4 protein-coding genes are annotated in these 20,303 nt (G+C 43.0%); all 4 read left to right on the forward strand.

Annotated features, from left to right (window positions below; all coding sequences use genetic code 11):
- Positions 1–5: 5 nt before the first annotated feature.
- Positions 6–7,220, forward strand: a complete 7,215-nt coding sequence (locus tag MK395_RS09590; protein WP_268711758.1) for an SIALI-17 repeat-containing surface protein — start codon at positions 6–8, stop codon at positions 7,218–7,220.
- A 249-nt stretch (positions 7,221–7,469) separates the two neighbouring features.
- A complete protein-coding gene (locus tag MK395_RS09595; RefSeq protein WP_268711759.1) occupies positions 7,470–13,895 on the forward strand; it encodes a ZmpA/ZmpB/ZmpC family metallo-endopeptidase in 6,426 nt (2,141 codons plus the stop codon).
- A 247-nt stretch (positions 13,896–14,142) separates the two neighbouring features.
- Positions 14,143–14,523, forward strand: coding sequence for a hypothetical protein (locus MK395_RS09600; RefSeq protein ID WP_268711760.1), 381 nt, complete (start codon positions 14,143–14,145; stop codon positions 14,521–14,523).
- 234 nt (positions 14,524–14,757) lie between these two features.
- Entirely contained in the window at positions 14,758–20,247 is a 5,490-nt protein-coding gene (locus tag MK395_RS09605; protein ID WP_268711761.1) for a ZmpA/ZmpB/ZmpC family metallo-endopeptidase, read from the forward strand.
- Positions 20,248–20,303 lie beyond the last annotated feature (56 nt).

Here is a 20,303-nt window from a genome sequence, read left to right on the forward strand (position 1 = left end):
TGAGAATGAAACATCGGTTTTATGGAGAAAAACTACAGCGTTTTTCTTTCAGAAAGTTGTCTGTCGGGCTCGTTTCGGCGACTATTGGAAGCTTCTTTTTGAATGGGCAAATGGCTGGGGGCTTGACTTCTGTGAAGGCAGCAGAAATTCAAAGTCAGCAGTCTGCTCAGGTCAAATACCACTACGTAGTGGAGTCTGAATTGACGGAGGCAGAGAAGAGTGCCTTGATCAGGGAGATTCCAAAGCATGTTGAGGATGCTTCAGAGACCTATTACTTAGTTTATCGTCCGACTACTCAAGGGGCTACATCTGGAGTATTACCTAAGACAGGTCACTCCGGCCTTTGGGAATCCACTTTTACAGCGATGGGTCTTGCATTACTAGTGCTTGTAGTTGTTAGAGGCAGAAATGGGAAGAGGTATTTATCTTCGATCTTGTTGGTAACTGGAATGGGATCCATGCTGCTATCTCCAACGGTCTTGGCGGTGACGAATATCGAACTCGCTGCATATAATCAAAGTCTTAACTTGGGTCTTGGAGAATCTCTTCCAGCGCCATTGAAAATTGATGGTTACGACTATATCGGTTACTTAAAGAATGAAGAACAAAATGATAGTCATTTAGCTCATTCTGCTCAGAAGGAAAATCCGACACTGGACTTGGAGAAAGAGAAGGGAAGTGAACTTAAACCGAGTGAAACAAATCCGAATACAAAAGAGATTGTTTCGGATAAGGGGGATGCTTTAACTGAGGAAGAAAGAGAAGCTATAGCTGCCAAGGAGAGAGAGTCTGCTCTTCTAAGCCCCGTTTATGACTTGCCAGAACTAAAAATTAGCGAGCAGGAGTCGGTTCAAGAACTTCCTTATCAGACAAAATACCAATATACCGATGAATTGGCTCAAGGGCAATCAAAAGTTATACAATCAGGTGTTCGAGGTCAACGTACAGTGGTGACTCGTCATTATCATGAGAATCAAGAAATCGTAAAAAGCGAAATGATTTCTGATCAAGTGACGCTTGAACCGGTTTCTGAAATTATTTTAGTTGGAACAGCTCCAACTAACTCGATACCAAAAGAAACTCCAGTGCACGAAGTTCCAGAATTGACAGAATATGGCACAACTCCAGAAACATCCCCAGTTCACGAAGTTCCAGAATTGGCAGAGTATGGCATTAGTTCCGAGACATCTCCAGTTCACGAAGTTCCAGAACTGACGGAATACGGAACTAGTCCTGAGACGTCTCCGGTTCGTGAGACTCCAGAACTGACAGAATATGGCACAAGTCCTGAAACATCCCCAGTTCACGAAGTTTCAGAATTGACAGAATATGGCACCAGTCCAGAAACAGCGCCAGTTCACGAAGTTTCAGAATTGGCAGAGTATGGCACTAGTCCCGAGACATCTCCAGTTCAAGAGATTCCAGAACTAACGGAATATGGGACAAATCCTGATACAGCACCAGTTCACGAAGTTCCTGAACTGGTAGAGTATGGCACCAGTCCTGAAACAGCTCCAGTTCGTGAGAATTCTGAGTTGGAATTGACTACAAATGACGAGGTTAGAATAGAAAAGATTGATTTTTCTATTGAGGAGCAGTACACAGATGAGATTCCAGAAGGTAGTCGTCAGATCGCGACTCCGGGAGTCCAAGGCGAACGGACCATTAAGACTCGTGTCTACAGTTCCAATGGTCAAGTTGTTGACCGTCAAGAATTGTCTAGTGAGGAAACCTTGGCTCCAGTAACACAGATCGTCAAAGTTGGAACGGCTAAACCAAGCATGGTACCGAACGATCCACCGAAAGCAGACGCTCTGCCAGAGTACCCACTGACTTATACCGACGAAACTCGTGTAGAGAAAATCAACTTTACCATTCGTGAAGAAGAAACGGATGAATTGGTTCAAGATGCCCGCCAGATCGCAACACCAGGTGTTGAGGGAGAGCGTACGATTAAGACTCGTGTCTATAGTTCTAACGGTCAAGTTGTTGACCGTCAAGAACTTTCGAATGAAGAAACCTTGGCTCCGGTAACGCAAATCGTCAAAGTTGGTACGGCTAAGCCAACTATGGTACCGAATGAAGCACCGAAAGCAGACGCTCTACCAGAGTATCCGTTGACATATACTGACGAAATTCGCGTTGAGAAAATAGCCTTCAACATCGAGGAGCAACATACGGACGAATTGGTTCGAGATGCTCGTCAAATTGCAACTCCAGGTGTTCAAGGTGAACGAACTATCAAGACTCGTGTCTACAGTTCTAACGGTCAGGAAATCGACCGTCAAGAGTTGTCTAATGAAGAAACCTTGGCTCCAGTAACGCAAATTATCAAGATCGGCACGGCTAAGCCAACCATGGTACCAAATGATGCACCGAAAGCAGAGGCTTTACCAGAGTATCCGCTGACTTATACCGACGAAATTCGTGTTGAGAAAATAGCCTTCAACATCGAGGAGCAACATACGGACGAATTGGTTCAAGATGCTCGTCAGATTGCAACTCCAGGTGTCCAAGGTGAGCGGACCATCAAGACTCGAGTCTACAGTTCTAATGGCCAAGTGGTCGACCGTCAAGAATTGTCTAATGAGGAAACCCTAGCTCCTGTAACGCAAATCGTCAAAGTCGGCACAGCTAAACCGCACATGGTACCGAACGATGCGCCAAAAGTAGAAACTTTAGAAGAATTCGATTTAATTCCACTGCATAATCTCTTGGCAGAAGCGGATCAGATTAAAGCTCAGGCCCGTTATTTCAACGATAGTCAGAGTCATCAAGCTAACTATGATGCTGCTTTGACGGCAGGTCAAGCGATTCTGAGCCAATCCCAAGCCAGCCAAGCAGAAGTCAACCAACTGGTGGAACAAATCAATCAAGCCAAGGCGCAATTAAGTGGTCTTGAAGTTGTTAAAACAGCTCTTCAGACTGAGTACGATTTAAATCCAACGGTTAAAACCTTGGTTAAATATAAGAATGCGGATTCAGAAAAGCAGACAGCTTATACTGACGAATTGACCAAGGCAGAGGGAGTTTTGAACGATCAAACAGCTACACAAGTACAGGTCAACCAAGCTCTTGTTAGTCTGACAGCAGCCAAAGAAGCACTAAATGGAGTGCCTAAAGTCAAGCCGACAGTTTCCATTCTAAGTCTGACTGAGAATACTGATGATAAGTCGGTGACGGTCCAATATAGATTGGAAGACCAGACCCAGTCCTTCCGTTCAGCGACTGCAGAATTGTACCAGGGAGACCAGCTGATTCGCACTCTTCCAATTACCAACTTTGCTGGCAGCTTGAAAATTGGCGACTTAGACTACTACACAGGCTACACTCTAAAAACTAAGTTGACTTATGAATTGGATAATGGTAGCTTTACTGAGTTTGAAACAGACAGTCGTAACTTTGAGCTAGAATACAAGAAGATTGCCTTCCGTGATATTGATTCCGTTGAGTTTTATCATAAAGAAAACGACCAATACAAGCGCTTTGTATCGATGAACTCTATGCCTACGGATCTGTCTACTTACTTCGTCAAGATCAAATCAAGCGAATCCAAGGAAATTCTCCTACCAGTTCACAGCATTTCTGAAGCAGAGAAAGATGGCAAGGCAGTCTATAAGGTTAATGTAACCCTTCCTGAACTCGTCCAAGAAAGTGAAACGGGCTATAAGTCTGGGCACGACTTCTACATCAGTAAGGCAGTCCCAAGCCAGCAAAATGTCTACACTAGCTTTGCTAGATTGGTAGACGCTATGAAGCGAAATATGGCAGGAAATTATGTGTTGGGAGCTGATTTGGATGCTAGTGAGGTTAGTCTTGCACCTGCAGATTATGTCTACCTCAAAGGGAACTTCACAGGTAGTCTGACAGGTAGTCATAATGGTAAGCAATACGCCATTTATAATCTAGCCAAACCTTTATTTGAAAACCTCAAGAGTGGGTCTACCATTTCCAATATCGACTTTAAAGATGTGAATATCGTGGGTACCTATGACTCAGCTGCGCTGGCACGCAATGCGGAGAATGCGCGAATCACAGATGTTTCTGTTCAGGGGAGAGTATCGGTAGTAGGAAATGCTTCTAACGTGGCGGGTCTAGTAGTTAATGGAACCAATACGAAAATTACAAATAGTTCCTTTACGGGAACTATCCTATCTAACAGTCAACACATCAAAGCTTATAATGTAGGTGGTTTGGTTGCAAACCTTAAAGGAGGAGAATCTCTTCTTAGCCAAAGTAAAGCAGATGTAACGATTATTAGTGGTTTACGATCAAATGAACAACGTATCGGTGGTTTGGTTGGACGTCTAGAAAACAATGCTCGAATCACCAAGTCGTATGTGACAGGAAAAGTATATAATGCAACCACTAGCGGTCAAATCGGTGGAGTGGTCGGCTCGAACTACTTTAATGGTTTAGTTGATAATGTGATCAGTAATGTTAGCGGTACAAATGTTTACAGTATTTCTGGGGATCAGGGCTACAAAAACGACCGCATTACACAAGCTTATAAAGTTGCTAAAAGTGAAACCTTGAAAAACGATCAGTTTGTTACTTCTACTATTACTCAAGAAGAAATGGAAGAAAAACTGACTGCTATGGACATCACGACTAGCCTAGATGACACGAATCTAAATATGCGTTTTGTCGACTATGGTGAGGTAAACAATGCTCAATTCGACCGTGGATATTCTTATGCAAATATGGAGAAACTGCTTCCTTTCTACAATAAAGAAACCATTGTTTCGTTTGCTAACAAGATTCCGAAAGAGCATAAGTTGAATAAGGAGTACCTACTGGATGTTGTTCCGATGAAGGGCGACCAGGTTATCACTGATATCCATGGTAATAAAACAGCAATCAATCGTTTGATGCTGCACTACATGGACAATACCATTGACTACCTAGAAATATCTTATCAGGGAGATTTCGTAAATCGAGGTATTGCTGAGTATAGTATCAAGGGGTTAGACCTTCTTTATACTCCAGAAGCCTTTGCATCAGATTATACAAGTGTTCTAAATCAAGTTTTGCCAGAGTTAAACAAAGTAGTTCTTGATTCTCCAGCTATGCGTACAGCTCTCGGAGTAGCAGCAGACACTTCTTTGGATGAACTATACTTAGACACTGCATTTACGCAAGTGAAAAGCAAGCTATCAGGTGAGCTTCGCAAAGTGCTAGCTATGGATAAGGCTATCAATACTGAAGGTGAAGTAGTTAAGGATTATCTTGTTAAGAAGATTCTTGCTGATAAAGAAGCTTTCCTATTAGGTTTGACTTACCTTAACCGTTGGTACAATATCAACTATGATAACTTTAATGTTAAGGATCTATCGGCTTACAAGTTGGATTTCTACGGTAAAAATGACGTTTCGGTTCTTGATACAATCATAGCTTTAGGGAAATCAGGACTTGAGAATCTCAAGGCTAAGAACAACTATACAGCATATGATAATTCGCTCTCTGAAGCAACTGGCAAGCGAGGACTCTTCAATTACCTTGAAGGCTACCGTCAGCTCTTCCTACCATACAAGACCAATAATGAATGGCTCAAGACCAATACAAAAGCCTACATCGTTGAGGCTAAGTCCGATGTAGCAGAAGCGAGACAGCTTCAGGACGCAGCCGAGGGCAAGAGCAAGTACTCTGTCGGTGTTTATGACAAGATTACAGCAGATAATTGGGAACACAAGGGCATGCTCCTGCCACTCTTGACCATGACGGAGAAAGGTGTCTATGCTATCTCTAATATGTCTACCCTCTCTATGGGAGCTTATGATCGCTACCGCCTGGATGCCAATAACAGAGTGCGCACAGACGCTGAACTAGCCGAGTATGTCGAAGACCGAGTGAGAAAAACAGCTGAATACCAGCGCGACCATTATGATTTCTGGTACAAGATTCTGAGTCCAGAAAGCAAGGACAAGCTCTTCCGTTCGGTTCTGGTTTATGATGGATTCTCATTGGTTGACAAGAATGGTCAAAGATATTGGGCTCCAGCTAATGACAAAAAATCACAGGCTATGCAGGAATTCTTTGGACCAGCTGGCAAGTGGTATCCAAGCAAGGGCTATAATGCCTATGCTACGGGTAGTGTAACTCACTTTGATGCTGCTAAATTGTTAGAAGACTATGGAAACTCTGTCTACACCCATGAAATGACCCATAACTCTGACGGTGCAATTTACTTTGAAGGTTATGGTCGTCGTGAGGGCTTGGGTGCGGAACTCTATGCTCGTGGACTCTTGCAATCTTCGCCGAGCGCAGATGAATCAACCATTACGCTCAATACTCTCTTCAAGATGGACAAGGATTCTAAGACACGTATGCATACCTATAATTTCAAGGAACGTGTTCAAAATGAAGCAGACCTACAACACTATGTCCATGGTATGTTTGACATGATCTACACCTTGGACTATCTAGAAGGTACTTCTATGTTGAAGCAGAGCGATGCTGCCAAGTTACAGTGGTTCAGGAAGATGGAGAATTACTATATTACAGATAAGTATGGTAAGGAGACCCACGCAGGTAACCAGACGCGAAGCTTCACAGCTGAGGAAATCAAGCAGCTGAAGACCTTTGACTCCCTGATTGAAAATGATGTGATCACTCGTCGGGAGAATAAAGAAAGTGGGAAATATGGTCGAAATGGCTACCTCAGCCTCAGCCTTTTCTCACCAATTTACTCAGCCTTGAGCAATCCAAATGGAGCACCTGGAGACGTTATGTTCCGTCGCACAGCCTATGAATTACTGGCAGCCAAAGGCTACCATGAAGGATTTGTCCCTTATGTTTCTGGTCAGTACTCTCAGGAAGCCTTTGATGAAGGGAAGAAAACGTGGGACGGATGGTCTGGAAGAGATGTTGGTCTCGTGACAGACCAGAAAGTCTTGGAAAATGTATTTAAGGGTGAATACACCTCTTGGGCAGCCTTCAAGAAGGCCATGTATAAGGAGCGAATTGATCAGCTGACCAAGCTTAAGCCAATCACCATTGAGTACGAGCTTAAAAATCCAAACAGTACCAAGAAAGTAACCATTCGTTCTTATGCAGAGATGCAGCAGTTGATGGACGCAGCCGTGGCAGAGGATGTACGCAACATTACCAATGCTACTAGCCGTGTCGAAGCTAGCTGGGTTAACCTGCTCAAGAAGAAGATTTACAACGCTTATCTTCGTGAGACAGACGACTTCAGACAGTCTATTTTCAAGAAATAAGGAAACGATTCTGTTTGATTAAAATTTGAAAAATTCCTAGGTTTAAGGCTACCTAGGAATTTTTTCTGTGATTCTCCCTGATCTTGTTTGTGCATTCAAGACCTGATAAGATAAGGATTTTGAAAGCGCAAATGAACTGAAAAGATTAGCAGTTTTTTGTGGCTATTATTTATAGCAAATAAATTGAATAATCTAGTAAATTTCGGTAGAATAGAGGGGATTGAAATCATGATGAAGGAAAGATTAGGAATGAAAAGAAGTTATTTAGGAGAAAAGCACCAGCGTTTTTCATTGAGAAAAGTTTCGGTTGGTTTAGTTTCTGCTCTGGTAGGGACTTTCTACCTTTTTAGTGGAGGAGGTTCTCTTGTAAGTGTAGCAGCTAGTGAACAGACAACATCCGTCACAAAACAGATCCACTATAAGTACGTGACAGAGAGTGAACTCACGGACCAAGAAAAGCAGTTGGTAGTCAAAGAATTGCCACAGTTTGCTGAGGAAACAGATGATACTTACTATTTGATTTATCGTCCGACGAGACAGTTGCCTGCAACTGGTCATAGCCAACTCATTAGCTCAATTGCAGCGGGGGCAGGCATAGTTTTACTGGTCGTAGCAATTAAACTGGGCAGAGATGATCGCAAGAAACTAGCTTCATTTATGCTTTTGACCAGTTTAGGAAGTCAGCTGATTGCGCCAACTTCCTTGGCTTTGACAAATCAAATGCTGGCAGACTATAATCAGGAATTGACTGTACAGGTTGGAGAAGCATTGCAATCACCTCTTGCGATTGAAGGTTACCAATATGTAGGGTATTTGAAATCTCAAAAAGCAGTAAAATCTCCAGTTGATGGCAAGAAAGAGTTGAATCATTCGGCTCCTATTGATACTCCAGTTCAAACTTCAAACGGAAGTCAAGCGCAGGAAGAGTATCGTGCTCAGAAACCAAGTGATGCTCCTGTATTTGAACAACCAGAGTTAAAGGTTGATAGTAAAGATACGAGTCGTACAGAGATCATTCCTTTCCAAGTGGAGGAAGTAGAGGCAGCTGATTTGCCACAAGGTCAAACTGAGGTGATTCAGGCAGGGAAAAATGGTAGTCGTACCATTGTGACCCGCAGCTACATTTTAAATGGTCAGGTAATCCATACAGAGGAGGTTTCCAATCAGGTAACGACTGAGCCGACTTCTGAGATTAGAAAAGTCGGAAGCAAGGTCCTTTCTCCTACAAAACCAAACACAGGGGAGTCCGTTAGTGAAAAACCAACAAACGCTCCAATAAATGAAGTTCCAAGCTTAAACGTTGAAGAAAAAGATGTTACCACAACGATAGCAGAACCCTACACTCGAGAACGAGTAGAGAGTGATAGTTTGCCAGTTGGCCAAACCAAGATAACCCAAGCTGGTCAAGATGGAGTGCGTACGATTGTCACCCGTCAGTACATGGTGGATGGCAAAGTAGAGAGAAGCCAGGAAATCTCCAACGAAGTGACAACTCCAGCAGTCTCAGAGATCGTAACAGTCGGAACAGGTCCTGTTAGTGACAAACCAACAGACGCTCCTGTAAATGAAGTTCCAAGCTTAAAGGTTGAAGAAAAAGATGTTACCACGACGGTAGCAGAACCCTACACTCGAGAACGAGTAGAGAGTGATAGTTTGCCAGTTGGCCAGACCAAGATAACACAAGCTGGTCAAGATGGCGTGCGTACGATTGTTACCCGTCAGTACATGGTAGATGGCAAAGTAGAGAGAAGCCAGGAAATCTCTAACGAAGTGACAACTCCAGCAGTCTCAGAGATCGTAACAGTCGGAACAGGTCCTGTTAGCGAGAAACCAACAGACGCTCCAATAAATGAAGTTCCGAGCTTAAACGTTGAAGAAAAGGAAGTTACCACAACAGTTGCCGAACCCTATCCAACCAAGGAAGTGGAAAGTGCAGAACTGCCTTTGGGGCAAAGGGAAGTTAGCCAAGCTGGTCAAGATGGAGTGCGTACGATCGTCACCCGTCAGTACATGGTAGATGGAAAAATTGAAAATACAGAGGAAATCTCTAACACTATCACAAAAGAAGCGGTTCCTCAGATTATCAAAGTCGGTACAAAACCAATTTCTACAAATGCGGATCACGCTCCTGTGGAACCAGAAAAAGGAACACTCGACCTCGAACCCTTACACCAATTAGTGGAAGAGGCCGATAGCATTCAGAAAACGCATCAGTATTTCAATGATACCACTGCAGATCAAGAGTCTTATAAAGAGGCAGTCGCAAATGCCCAAGCTCTCTTTGAGACATCTCATGCCAGTCAAGAACAGGTTGATTCTTTGAAAAAAGCCCTTGAAACTGCTAAGAATAATCTAGACGGCCAACCTGTTGATAAGAAAACTCTTGGAGTTGAATTTGACATGAAGGATGTGACTCAGTCTACAGTTGCTTACCAGTATGCTGATGAACAAGCCAAACTCCGCTATCGCCGTGCTCTAGATCAGGCCAAGCTCGTTTTGGACAATCCTTTCGCCAATCAAGCCTTGGTCGATCAAGTTCGGACGGATCTCGAGGCCGCTCGTCAAGCTCTGGATGGTGTCAAGAGAAAACCAACCCTCTCTCTAGTCCGTGTCGAGAAGGAAGAAGACAAACGCCAAGTTTCTCTTAGCTATCACTTGACGGATGCTACAGCTAGCTATCAATCAGCCAAAGTGCAGCTATACAAGGGTGACACGTTAATTAAGGAAGTCGACCTTGTGGACCTCGCTAAAAAATTGACACTTGGTGACTTGGACTACTATACTCCTTATACCCTCAAAACTGTCATGAAATATGACCTGGGTCAAGGGGAACAAACGAGTATAGAGGATCAACGTCCAGTTCAGCTAGATTATAAGAAGGTTGAAATCAAAGATATCGACCGCATCGAACTGTACGGTAAAGATGGTAGTCACTACCGACGTTACCTATCCCTGTCGGAAGTGCCGTCCGATATGAATAACTACTATGTCCGCATTCAGTCAGACAAGTTCAAGGATATGCTCTTACCTGTTTCTAAGATTACAGATAAGGGCAATGCCTACTCCGTAACGGTATCAGCTAATCAGCTCGTCGAGGGAGAAGGAGATCGTTATCGTCCAGATTACTCTTTTGAACTGCCAAAAACGCCTCTTAGCCAAGAAGGAGTCTATACTTCCTTCAAAACGCTCATAGAGGCTATGAAGTCAAACCCGACTGGAAACTTCAAACTAGGAGCGAATGTTTCAGCAGATGAGATTCAGTTGGAACAGTCTGCGACAAGCTATGTACCAGAAGAATTTTCAGGTAGCCTAACTAGCCGAGTGGATGGAAAAGATTATACCATCTACAACTTGGCAAAACCACTCTTTGCAACCTTGAAAAATGCCACCATCCAGCAACTGACCTTGAAATCGGCTGCAGTGACAGGCAAGGATTCTATAGGGACCTTGGCTAGCAATGCTCAAAATGCAACGATTACGGATGTTTCTGTAAGTGGTAGTCTATCTGGGAACAAACATATCGGTGGACTTGTAGGAGTTGCCCAAAACACAAAACTAACCAATGTTGCCTTTAAAGGGACAATCTCCAGCACCCAAGATGGGGGGCAGGAGTACAATGTTGGTGGCTTGGTTGGTAATTTCCACGGCAACCAATCACTGGCGCAGAAGAGTCAGGCGGATGTATCTATCCAAGTAACGGGTCGAAATGGAGACCAGCGTGTTGGAGGCTTGATTGGTCGCTTGCAAAATGGAGCTAGATTAGAAACTTCTTATGTGACTGGTTCTATCCAAAATGGAGGTCATTCTGGCCAAGTCGGTGGAGCGATCGGATCTACTTGGAACAATGGACAGGTCCGAAATGTCTTGACAGGTGTCAAAGTTCAAAATGGGCATGCGATGACAGGAGATCCCTATCCTGAGGCTTCTGTTCGGGACTCACATGTTCTTGAAGGAACTACAGCAAATCGAAAAGATGAGCGTTTTGTCCGTTCTATTTCAGAGGCCGATGCGCAAACCAAACGTCAGTCCTTTGGAATCACTTCAAACTTGACGGACCAAGAGCCATTGCAGCAAGCTTACCAGCATCAAACAGACTATAGTCGAGTGAGGGGAGCCCAAGAGTCCAGAAAGCAAGCCTACGAAAATGTAGAAAAACTATTACCATTCTACAACAAAGACTTTATCGTTCATACAGCTAACCAATTAGCTGAAGATGATAAACTCAACAAAGTAGCCCTGCTAGATGTAGTTCCGATGAAAGATGAGACTCTGATAACGGATGTCAATAGCCATAAGGGTGAAATCAATAGACTGATGCTGCATTATGCAGATAAGACGATCGCTTATCTTGATCTGACCTACAAGGGTGATTTTGCCAATGGCCAGATTGCAGAATATAGCATCGCTGATAAGAATTTGCTCTATACGCCAGAGGCCTTCTTATCTGACTACCAGTCCATTAAAGAGAGTGTCTTGGATGAACTCAGAGCTGTGACCTATGACTCGGCTGCAGTGCGTAAAGTATTAGGGATTGGTGAAACAGCTTCCTTAGATGATCTTTATCTAGAAAAAGCCTTTGAACAAACCAAGGCTGAACTAGGTCAGGAGCTCCTCAAGGTGCTTTCAGTTGACAAGTCGATTAACACCCTAGGCCCTGCTGTAGCGGATGCGATTAGCCAAAAGATTCTGAAGAACAAAGAGGCCTTCATGCTTGGTCTGACCTATCTCAACCGCTGGTACAATGTCAACTATGGAACGTTCAATACCAAAGATCTTAATGCCTATAAGTTTGATTTCTTTGGCAATCAAGAAGCTTCGACACTGGATACTATCATCGCTCTCGGGAACTCTGGAATGGGCAATCTTCGAGCGCAAAACAACTTCAATGCTTACCGACAATCCCTAGCCAAGGAAAAAGGCAAAGGAGACCTCTTTGCTTACTTAGAAAGTCTGCGTGAACTCTTCTTGCCACACAAAACCAACAGTGAATGGTTCAAGGAAAATACTAAGGCTTATATCGTAGAAGCTCGTTCAAGTCTGCCAGAAATTCAGGCTAAGCAAGACAATGCAGATCGTAAGAGTAAGTATACAATCAAGGTCTACGACAGACTGACTCAGGGAGATTGGGGCTTCAAGCAAATGGTTCTCCAGCTTCTGACCTTACCTGAAAGAGATGTCTATATCATCAGCAATATGTCGACCATTGCCTTTGGTAGCTTTGGAGGCTACAGGAAAGAAGGTGGCAGAGTTCTCTCAGGCGAGGAACTCCATCGACACGTTGAAAAACTTGTGGATCAATCAGCTGAATGGCAACGAAACCACTATGACATGTGGTACAACATTTTAAGTCCAAACAGGAAAGACACTCTATTCAGACGGGTGATCGTTACAGACGGTTTCTTTCTTTATAATGATAAAGGCCAGCAATATTGGGCTCCGCGTAATGATAAGACCTCTGTTTCTATGTACAATTTCTTTGGCCCTGCTGGGAAGTATCACGGAGACAATGGACTAGGGGCCTTTGCTAATGGTTATGAAGTCTTCTACGTCTATGACCAGATGCTGGGTGCTTCTGGAACCATGGTCTATACCCATGAAATGACCCACAACTCGGATGGTTCTATCTATTTTGAAGGACATGGTCGTCGTGAGGGTGAAGGACCTGAGAGTTTTGCTACAGGAATGTTAGAGTCTGTAACCAATGTTAGCGAAAAAGGTCTCGTTCTCAATAGTTTCTATCAAGGAGATAAAGATTCGACCTCTCGTTACCATACCTATGATCCTGTTGCTCGATTCTCCTCAGCAGATGCACTTCGCGATTACATGCATGGAGTTTTTGACGTACTGAACCTTCTGGATTATGTAGAAGGGGATATTGTTACTGGAGTTCTAACTGATCAGCAGAAAATGAAATGGTACCGTAAGGCTGAAAATTATAAATTTGAGAATACGTCTTATGGTAAACAAGCTCACGCTGATGATCGAATTGTTCCAATAACAGCTGAAGAAGCAGCCAAACTAAAATCTGTCGATGCTCTGGTTGATCATAATATCATTGGACGTCGCGATGGTTGGGATAGAGCTAGCTTTGGACGAAATGGCTACTATGTCATCAATATGTTTGCTTCCTTCTATGCAGCTCTGGACAATCCAACTGGTGCACCTGGTGGGCTTATGTTCCGCCGTAGAGCCTATGAATTGCTCGGAGACAAGGGTTACCAACAAGGATTTGTCCCATATGTATCTGGCCAATACTCCGGCCAAGCGCTTAAAGAAGGTAATAAGACCTACTCAATCTGGAACAGAGGAGATGTCGGTGTAGTTGGAGATGATCTAATCCTTAAAAACCTCTACGGTAGTCAGTATGAATCATGGAAGGATTTGAAGAAAGCTATGTTGAATGAGCGATACAACAAGGCGCAAACATTCCTTCGTCCAATCACCATCGAGTTTGAAGCCGGAAAACTAGATAGCAAACGACAAATTACGATTTCTTCTTATGAGGAATTGCAAGATTATATGTACTTAGCAGTACTAGCGGATGCTTCAGCTAAGAACATTGATCGTGCCTTATCAGATAGCTCTAAGAGCAGTGTCGCCCAGCTCAAGTATCGTATTTTTAATGCTTATCTACGTGCCACAGACGACTTCAGACAGTCCATCTTTGAAAGATAAGTCTCTTGTAAAAACAGACACGAAAAAAGAAGATCCAAGTGATCTTCTTTTTTTAGGGGAACGGCTTGCTTAGTACAAAAACGAATGAATTTACAAACAAATTGATACATGATATATTTCTTGCTCGAAATGTCTGTTTAGAAATTTGAAATCATTCACCATCTAGTATCCTCATTTTGAAATTTCTTTTGTTTTTCATGAAAATATGATAAAATGATAGTTGTAAAAATTTTTTAAGGAGATTCGGATGAAAACAAATACACTTGCTCGCGTAAATGCGATTTTTGGTCTTATTTCAGGTATCGTCTTACTGTTGGCACCTCTTGTTATGTTTATGATAGCTGTTGGGGCTGCTGCGGCGACGGAGGACTCTGATGCAACAGTTGGTATATTGACGATTTTTTCAATCATTTTGGCATTGGTAAAAATTGCTGTCTTGGTTTTAGGAATTGTGTCTATTGTCTATTACAAGGACGATGAGCGTGTGACCCCTGCACCGTCTGTTTTGTTTATCGTGGGTGGTTCTGTTGGATTGATCCCATTCTTGGGCTGGGTAGGAGGAATTCTGACAATCATTGGTGGATCCCTCTATTTTGGACTTTTGAAAAAATTCGAGATTCAAGAATAATGACTTTTTGTTAGGAATATTTTCAAATAAGAGAAGGCGCTTAGCCTTCTTTTTTTGTCATCAACGACGGATAAATTTTACAAGATAAATAAGCTTTGACATTCGTGAAATCTAAAGCATTTATTGGAGACAAGGAAGTATTTTTATAGTATAATGGTGGATGTGAAATACCTATATCAAAATATAATGCTAGTTATTTTCTTGATAGAGGTTGAATAGTTGAGAGGATTTAGAATGAAAAAGTTTTTTGGAGAGAAGCAGCATCGTTTCTCCTTACGAAAATTAGCAATTGGACTTGTGTCAGCTTCGATTTCAAGCCTATTTTTTGTGTCCATTGCTAGTAGTGGAACCGTATTTGCTCAAGAAAATGCAGCTGTTCACTACAAATATGTGACGGATACAGAGCTAAGTAGTCAAGAGAAGGACTTGATTGTAAAGGACATTCCTAAAATTGCGGAAGATAGTGAGAGCACCTATTATCTAGTCTACCGTATGGATGAGAAAGCCCAGCTAGGTCAGTTGCCCAATACAGGTGGGCAGCATAGCTTTACTAGTGTTTTAACTGGTGGAGCCTTGGCTTCGATTGGCCTCCTCATTTTTGTCGTATCGAAAAAGAAAGGCAAAAAGAAAGCTCTCTTGAATGTGATTTTGGTAACAGGGATGGGCAGCGGTTTAGCTTCTTCAGTTCAGGCTATTGAAAATCAACTTTTGCTCCAGTACAATCAAGAATACCAATTATCTCAAGGAGATAGTCTGCCATTGCCACGCGCCTTATCGGGTTATACCTATCTAGGCTATATTAAGAAAGACAAGGACTCTAGTCAGCAAGAAACTGCTGCTAGGGATCAGAAACTAGACTACACGGTTCAACCTCATTTCCAAACCAACGAAGGTGGACAAAGGGCAGGAGATGAGCAGAAAGCTCCGTCTCCTACAATCCCTTCTCAAGATTCATCCAATCAAAATCCGTCTGGTCTTGCGAGTGTGGATCCTCAGGATGAAGTCTTGGCTGGTCGCGTGAACAAACCAGAACTCCTATACAAAGACCAAGCGATTGTAACCAAACTAGACTTTTCAGAAGTGGTGCAGGAAAATCCAGAACTAACAGAAGGAACCATCCATGTCAAACAAGAAGGTCGTGCTGGAAAGAAGATTGAACTTGTTCGCATTTTCACAGTTGAAAACCAAGAAATTTCTCGGGAAGTTCTCTCAACTAAAGTAGAAGAAGCCTTGCCACGTATAGTTGAGAAAGGGACTAAGAAGGCAGTAGCTGCGAGTGAAGCACCTCAGTATGCAAGAAAAGGAGAGCCTGAGACGCAGGCTCCATTACCAGAATATACAGGCGAGCAAGCGGGAGCGGTTGTAGCCCCAGAGACAGCTGAAAAAACAGAATATACAGGCACCCAAGCAGGAGCAGTCGTTGAACCCGAGCAAGTTGCTCCATTGCCTGAGTATCAGGGAACTCAAGCTGGTGCCATTGTTGAACCGGAAAAAGTTGTGCCAGAGGTTGGGGGCGTCCAGTCAGGGGCTTTGGTGGAACCAGAAACGACTAACAAACCAGACTATACAGGCGAGCAGTCTGGAGCAATCGTAGAACCGGAACAGGTGCCACCAACACCAGAATATACAGGAACTCAAGCGGGGGCGGTTGTAGCCCCAGAGACAGCTGAAAAACCAGAATATACAGATACTCAATCAGGTGCGATTGTGGAACCAGAGACCCAGTCTTCCCTACCAGAATATACAGGCACTCAAGCAGGAGCCATCGTTGAACCGGAACAAGTCGCTCCTCTTCCAGAATATACTGGTAATACTGAGCAAGTAAAACCGGAAGCTCCGACAGAAAAACCAAAAGAAAAAGATCCAGAAAAAACACTTGAATTAAGAAATGTTTCGGATCTGGAGTTGTATAGTCAGACCAATGGTACTTATAAACAACACGTTTCTTTAGACGGTGTCCCAAGTAATCCAGACACTTACTTTGTCAAGGTTAAATCTTCGACGTTTAAAGATATCTATCTACCAGTCGCTTCAATAACGGCAGAAATAAAAGATGGTCAGCCAGTTTATAAAATCACAGCCAAGGCTGAGAAACTCCAGCAAGAGCTAGAAAATAAATATGTCGATAATTTCACCTTCTACCTAGCTAAGAAGGCTAGAGAGGAAACGACAACCTTTACTTCCTTTAGCAACCTAGTCAAAGCTATCAACCAGAATCTCTCTGGAACCTATCATTTAGCATCTAGTTTGAATGCCAATGAAGTGGAGTTGGAGCCTGAAGCTAAATCCTACATCAAGGGCATCTTTACTGGTCAGTTGATCGGTGAAAAAGATGGCAAGCAGTATGCTATTGACAACTTGAAAAAACCACTGTTTGAAATTTTGAGTAGTGCCACAGTAGAAAAATTGAGTCTGAAAAATGTCTCTATTTCAGGTAAAGATGATATCGGTTCACTGGCCTATGAAGCCCGGAATGGCACAAAGATTAAGCAAGTTCACGTTGATGGTGTTCTCGCCGGTGAACGTGGTATCGGTGGTTTGCTGGCTAAGGCTGAGCAATCAAGTATCACAGAGAGCAGTTTCAAGGGAAGAATTATCAACACGTATGAGACGACTGCTGCCTATAATATCGGTGGTCTGGTCGGTCATTTGACAGGTGACAAGGCTTTACTTACTAAGTCAAAAGCGACAGTAGCCATTTCGTCCAACACAAATAGTTCAGATCAGACAGTGGGTGGTCTTGCAGGTCTAGTAGATCAGGATGCACAAATCCAAGATAGCTATGCTGAAGGCGATATTAACAATGCCAAGCACTTTGGTAGAGTCGCGGGAGTAGCAGGCTATTTGTGGGATCGAACTTCTAATCTAGAAAAGCATGCTGGAAGATTGACCAATGTTCTTAGTGATGTCAATGTAACCAACGGAAATGCCATTACCGGTTACCACTATAATGGAATGAAGGTGAAGGACACATTCAGCAGCAAGGCCAACAGAGTCTACAATGTCACCTTAGTCAAGGATGAGGTCGTCAGCAAGGAATCCTTTGAAGAAAGAGGAACGATGCTAGATGCTTCCCAAATCGAAAGCAAAAAAACAGCCATCAATCCTCTCACTCTACCAACAGTGGAGCCCCTCTCAACAAGTGGCAAGAAAGACAGTGATTTTTCTAAGGTGGCTCATTATCAAGCTAAGCGCGCCTTGGCTTATAAGAACATTGAAAAATTGTTACCTTTCTACAACAAGGCAACCATCGTCAAATACGGAAATCTGGTCAATGAGAACAGCCTTTTATATCAAAAAGAACTCTTGTCAGCAGTCATGATGAAGGATGACCAAGTCATCACAGACATTATTTCTAACAAACAGACTGCAAACAAACTCTTGCTTCACTACAAGGGTCATTCATCTGAGAAGCTCGATCTCAAGTACCAGGCTGATTTTGCCAAATTACCAGAATATAGTCTAGGAGATACTGGCCTTCTCTATACGCCAAACCAATTCTTGTATGACCAAAGCTCTATCATCAAGCAAGTCTTACCAGACTTACAAAAGGTTGACTATCATTCAGAAGCCATCAGAAAGACGCTCGGTATTTCTCCAAACGTTAAGCAGACTGAGCTCTATCTAGAGGACCAGTTCGCCAAAACCAAGGAACATCTGGAAGACAGTTTGAAGAAACTCTTGTCAGCAGATGCTGGACTTGCTGGTGACAACCCAGTTACCAAGGGCTATCTTGTAGATAAAATCAAACGCAACAAGGAAGCCTTGCTACTTGGTTTGACGTATCTGGAACGGTGGTATAACTTCAGCTATGGTCAGGTAAACGTCAAAGACCTGGTTCTGTACCATCTGGACTTCTTTGGTAAGGGAAATGCTTCACCACTAGATACTCTGATCGAGTTGGGTAAATCTGGCTTTAACAACCTTCTAGCTAAGAACAACGTTGATACTTATTCTATTAGTCTAGCTAGCCATCGTGGAACGACAGATTTATTTAGCACTCTAGAACATTACCGAAAAGTCTTTTTACCAAATACAAGTAACAATGACTGGTTTAAATCAGAGACTAAGGCTTACATTGTCGAAGAAAAATCCACTATCGAAGAGGTGAAAGCGAAGCAAGGACTTGCTGGCACCAAGTATTCTATCGGTGTTTATGATCGCATCACGAGTGCCACATGGAAATACCGCAATATGGTTTTGCCTCTCCTAACCTTGCCAGAGAAATCAGTATTTGTCATCTCGACCATGTCTAGTCTAGGATTTGGAGCCTATGATCGCTACCGAAATAGTGACCATAAAGCGGGCAAGGCTCTCAATGACTTTGTTGAAGAAAATGCGCGTGAAACAGCCAAACGCCAGCGAGATCACTACGATTATTGGTATCGCATTTTAGATGAACAATCACGTGAAAAACTCTATCGTACGATTCTCCTTTATGATGCCTATAAGTTTGGGGATGACACAACATCTGGAAAAGCTACAGTGGAGGCTAAGTTTGATAGTTCCAATCCTGCCATGAAGAACTTCTTTGGACCAGTTGGCAATAAGGTAGTACACAACCAGCATGGAGCTTACGCTACAGGGGATGGCGTCTACTATATGTCTTACCGTATGCTGGACAAGGATGGAGCCATTACATATACCCATGAGATGACCCATGATTCGGATCAGGATATTTACCTTGGCGGCTATGGTCGAAGAAGTGGCTTGGGACCAGAGTTCTTTGCAAAAGGCTTATTGCAAGCCCCTGACCAACCAAGTGACGCAACCATTACCATTAACTCCATCTTGAAACACTCAAAATCAGATAGTACAGAGGACTCCCGTCTGCAAGTCTTGGATCCGACAGAGAGATTCCAAAACGCTACAGATCTTCAGAACTATGTTCACAATATGTTTGACCTTATCTACATGCTGGAATATCTCGAAGGGCAATCAATCGTTAACAAACTAAATGTTTACCAGAAAATGGCGGCTCTCAGAAAGATTGAGAACAAGTATGTGAAAGATCCAGCAGATGGAAATGAGGTTTACGCCACTAACGTAGTCAAAGAATTGACAGAAGCAGAGGCTCGAAACCTGAATAGTTTTGATAGTTTGATTGACCACAACATCTTATCAGCTCGTGAGTACCAATCTGGCGACTATGAACGAAATGGCTACTATACCATTAAACTCTTTGCCCCAATCTTTTCAGCTCTCAGCAGTGAGAAAGGCACGCCAGGGGACCTTATGGGACGTCGGATCGCTTACGAACTTTTGGCTGCCAAAGGCTTTAAGGATGGAATGGTACCTTATATCTCCAACCAATACGAAGAAATTGCCAAACAAAAAGGTAAAACTATCAATCTCTATGGTAAAGAACGAGGATTGGTGACCGATAAACTTGTATTGGACAAGGTATTTGAAGGCAAGTATGCATCTTGGGCAGATTTCAAGAAAGCCATGTATAAAGAACGTGTGGATCAGTTTAAAAACTTGAAACAAGTGACCTTTAAAGATCCGACAAAACCATGGCCAAGCTATGGGACCAAGACCATCAATCAAGTGAGTGAATTGCAAGCCCTCATGGATCAAGCTGTTCTCAAGGATGCTGTAAGTCCTCGTTGGAGCAACTATAATCCAGAGTATGATAGTGCCGTTCATAAGTTGAAGAGAGCAATCTTTAAAGCTTATCTTGACCAAACAAACGACTTCAGAACCTCTATTTTTAAGAAATAAGGGTTGGAAAATGAAAAGGGAGGATCGACAGATCTTCTCTTTTTATGTTCGGATGT

The organism is Streptococcus oralis, from assembly GCF_026782085.1.
GTDB classification, from domain to species: Bacteria; Bacillota; Bacilli; order Lactobacillales; family Streptococcaceae; genus Streptococcus; species Streptococcus oralis_DA.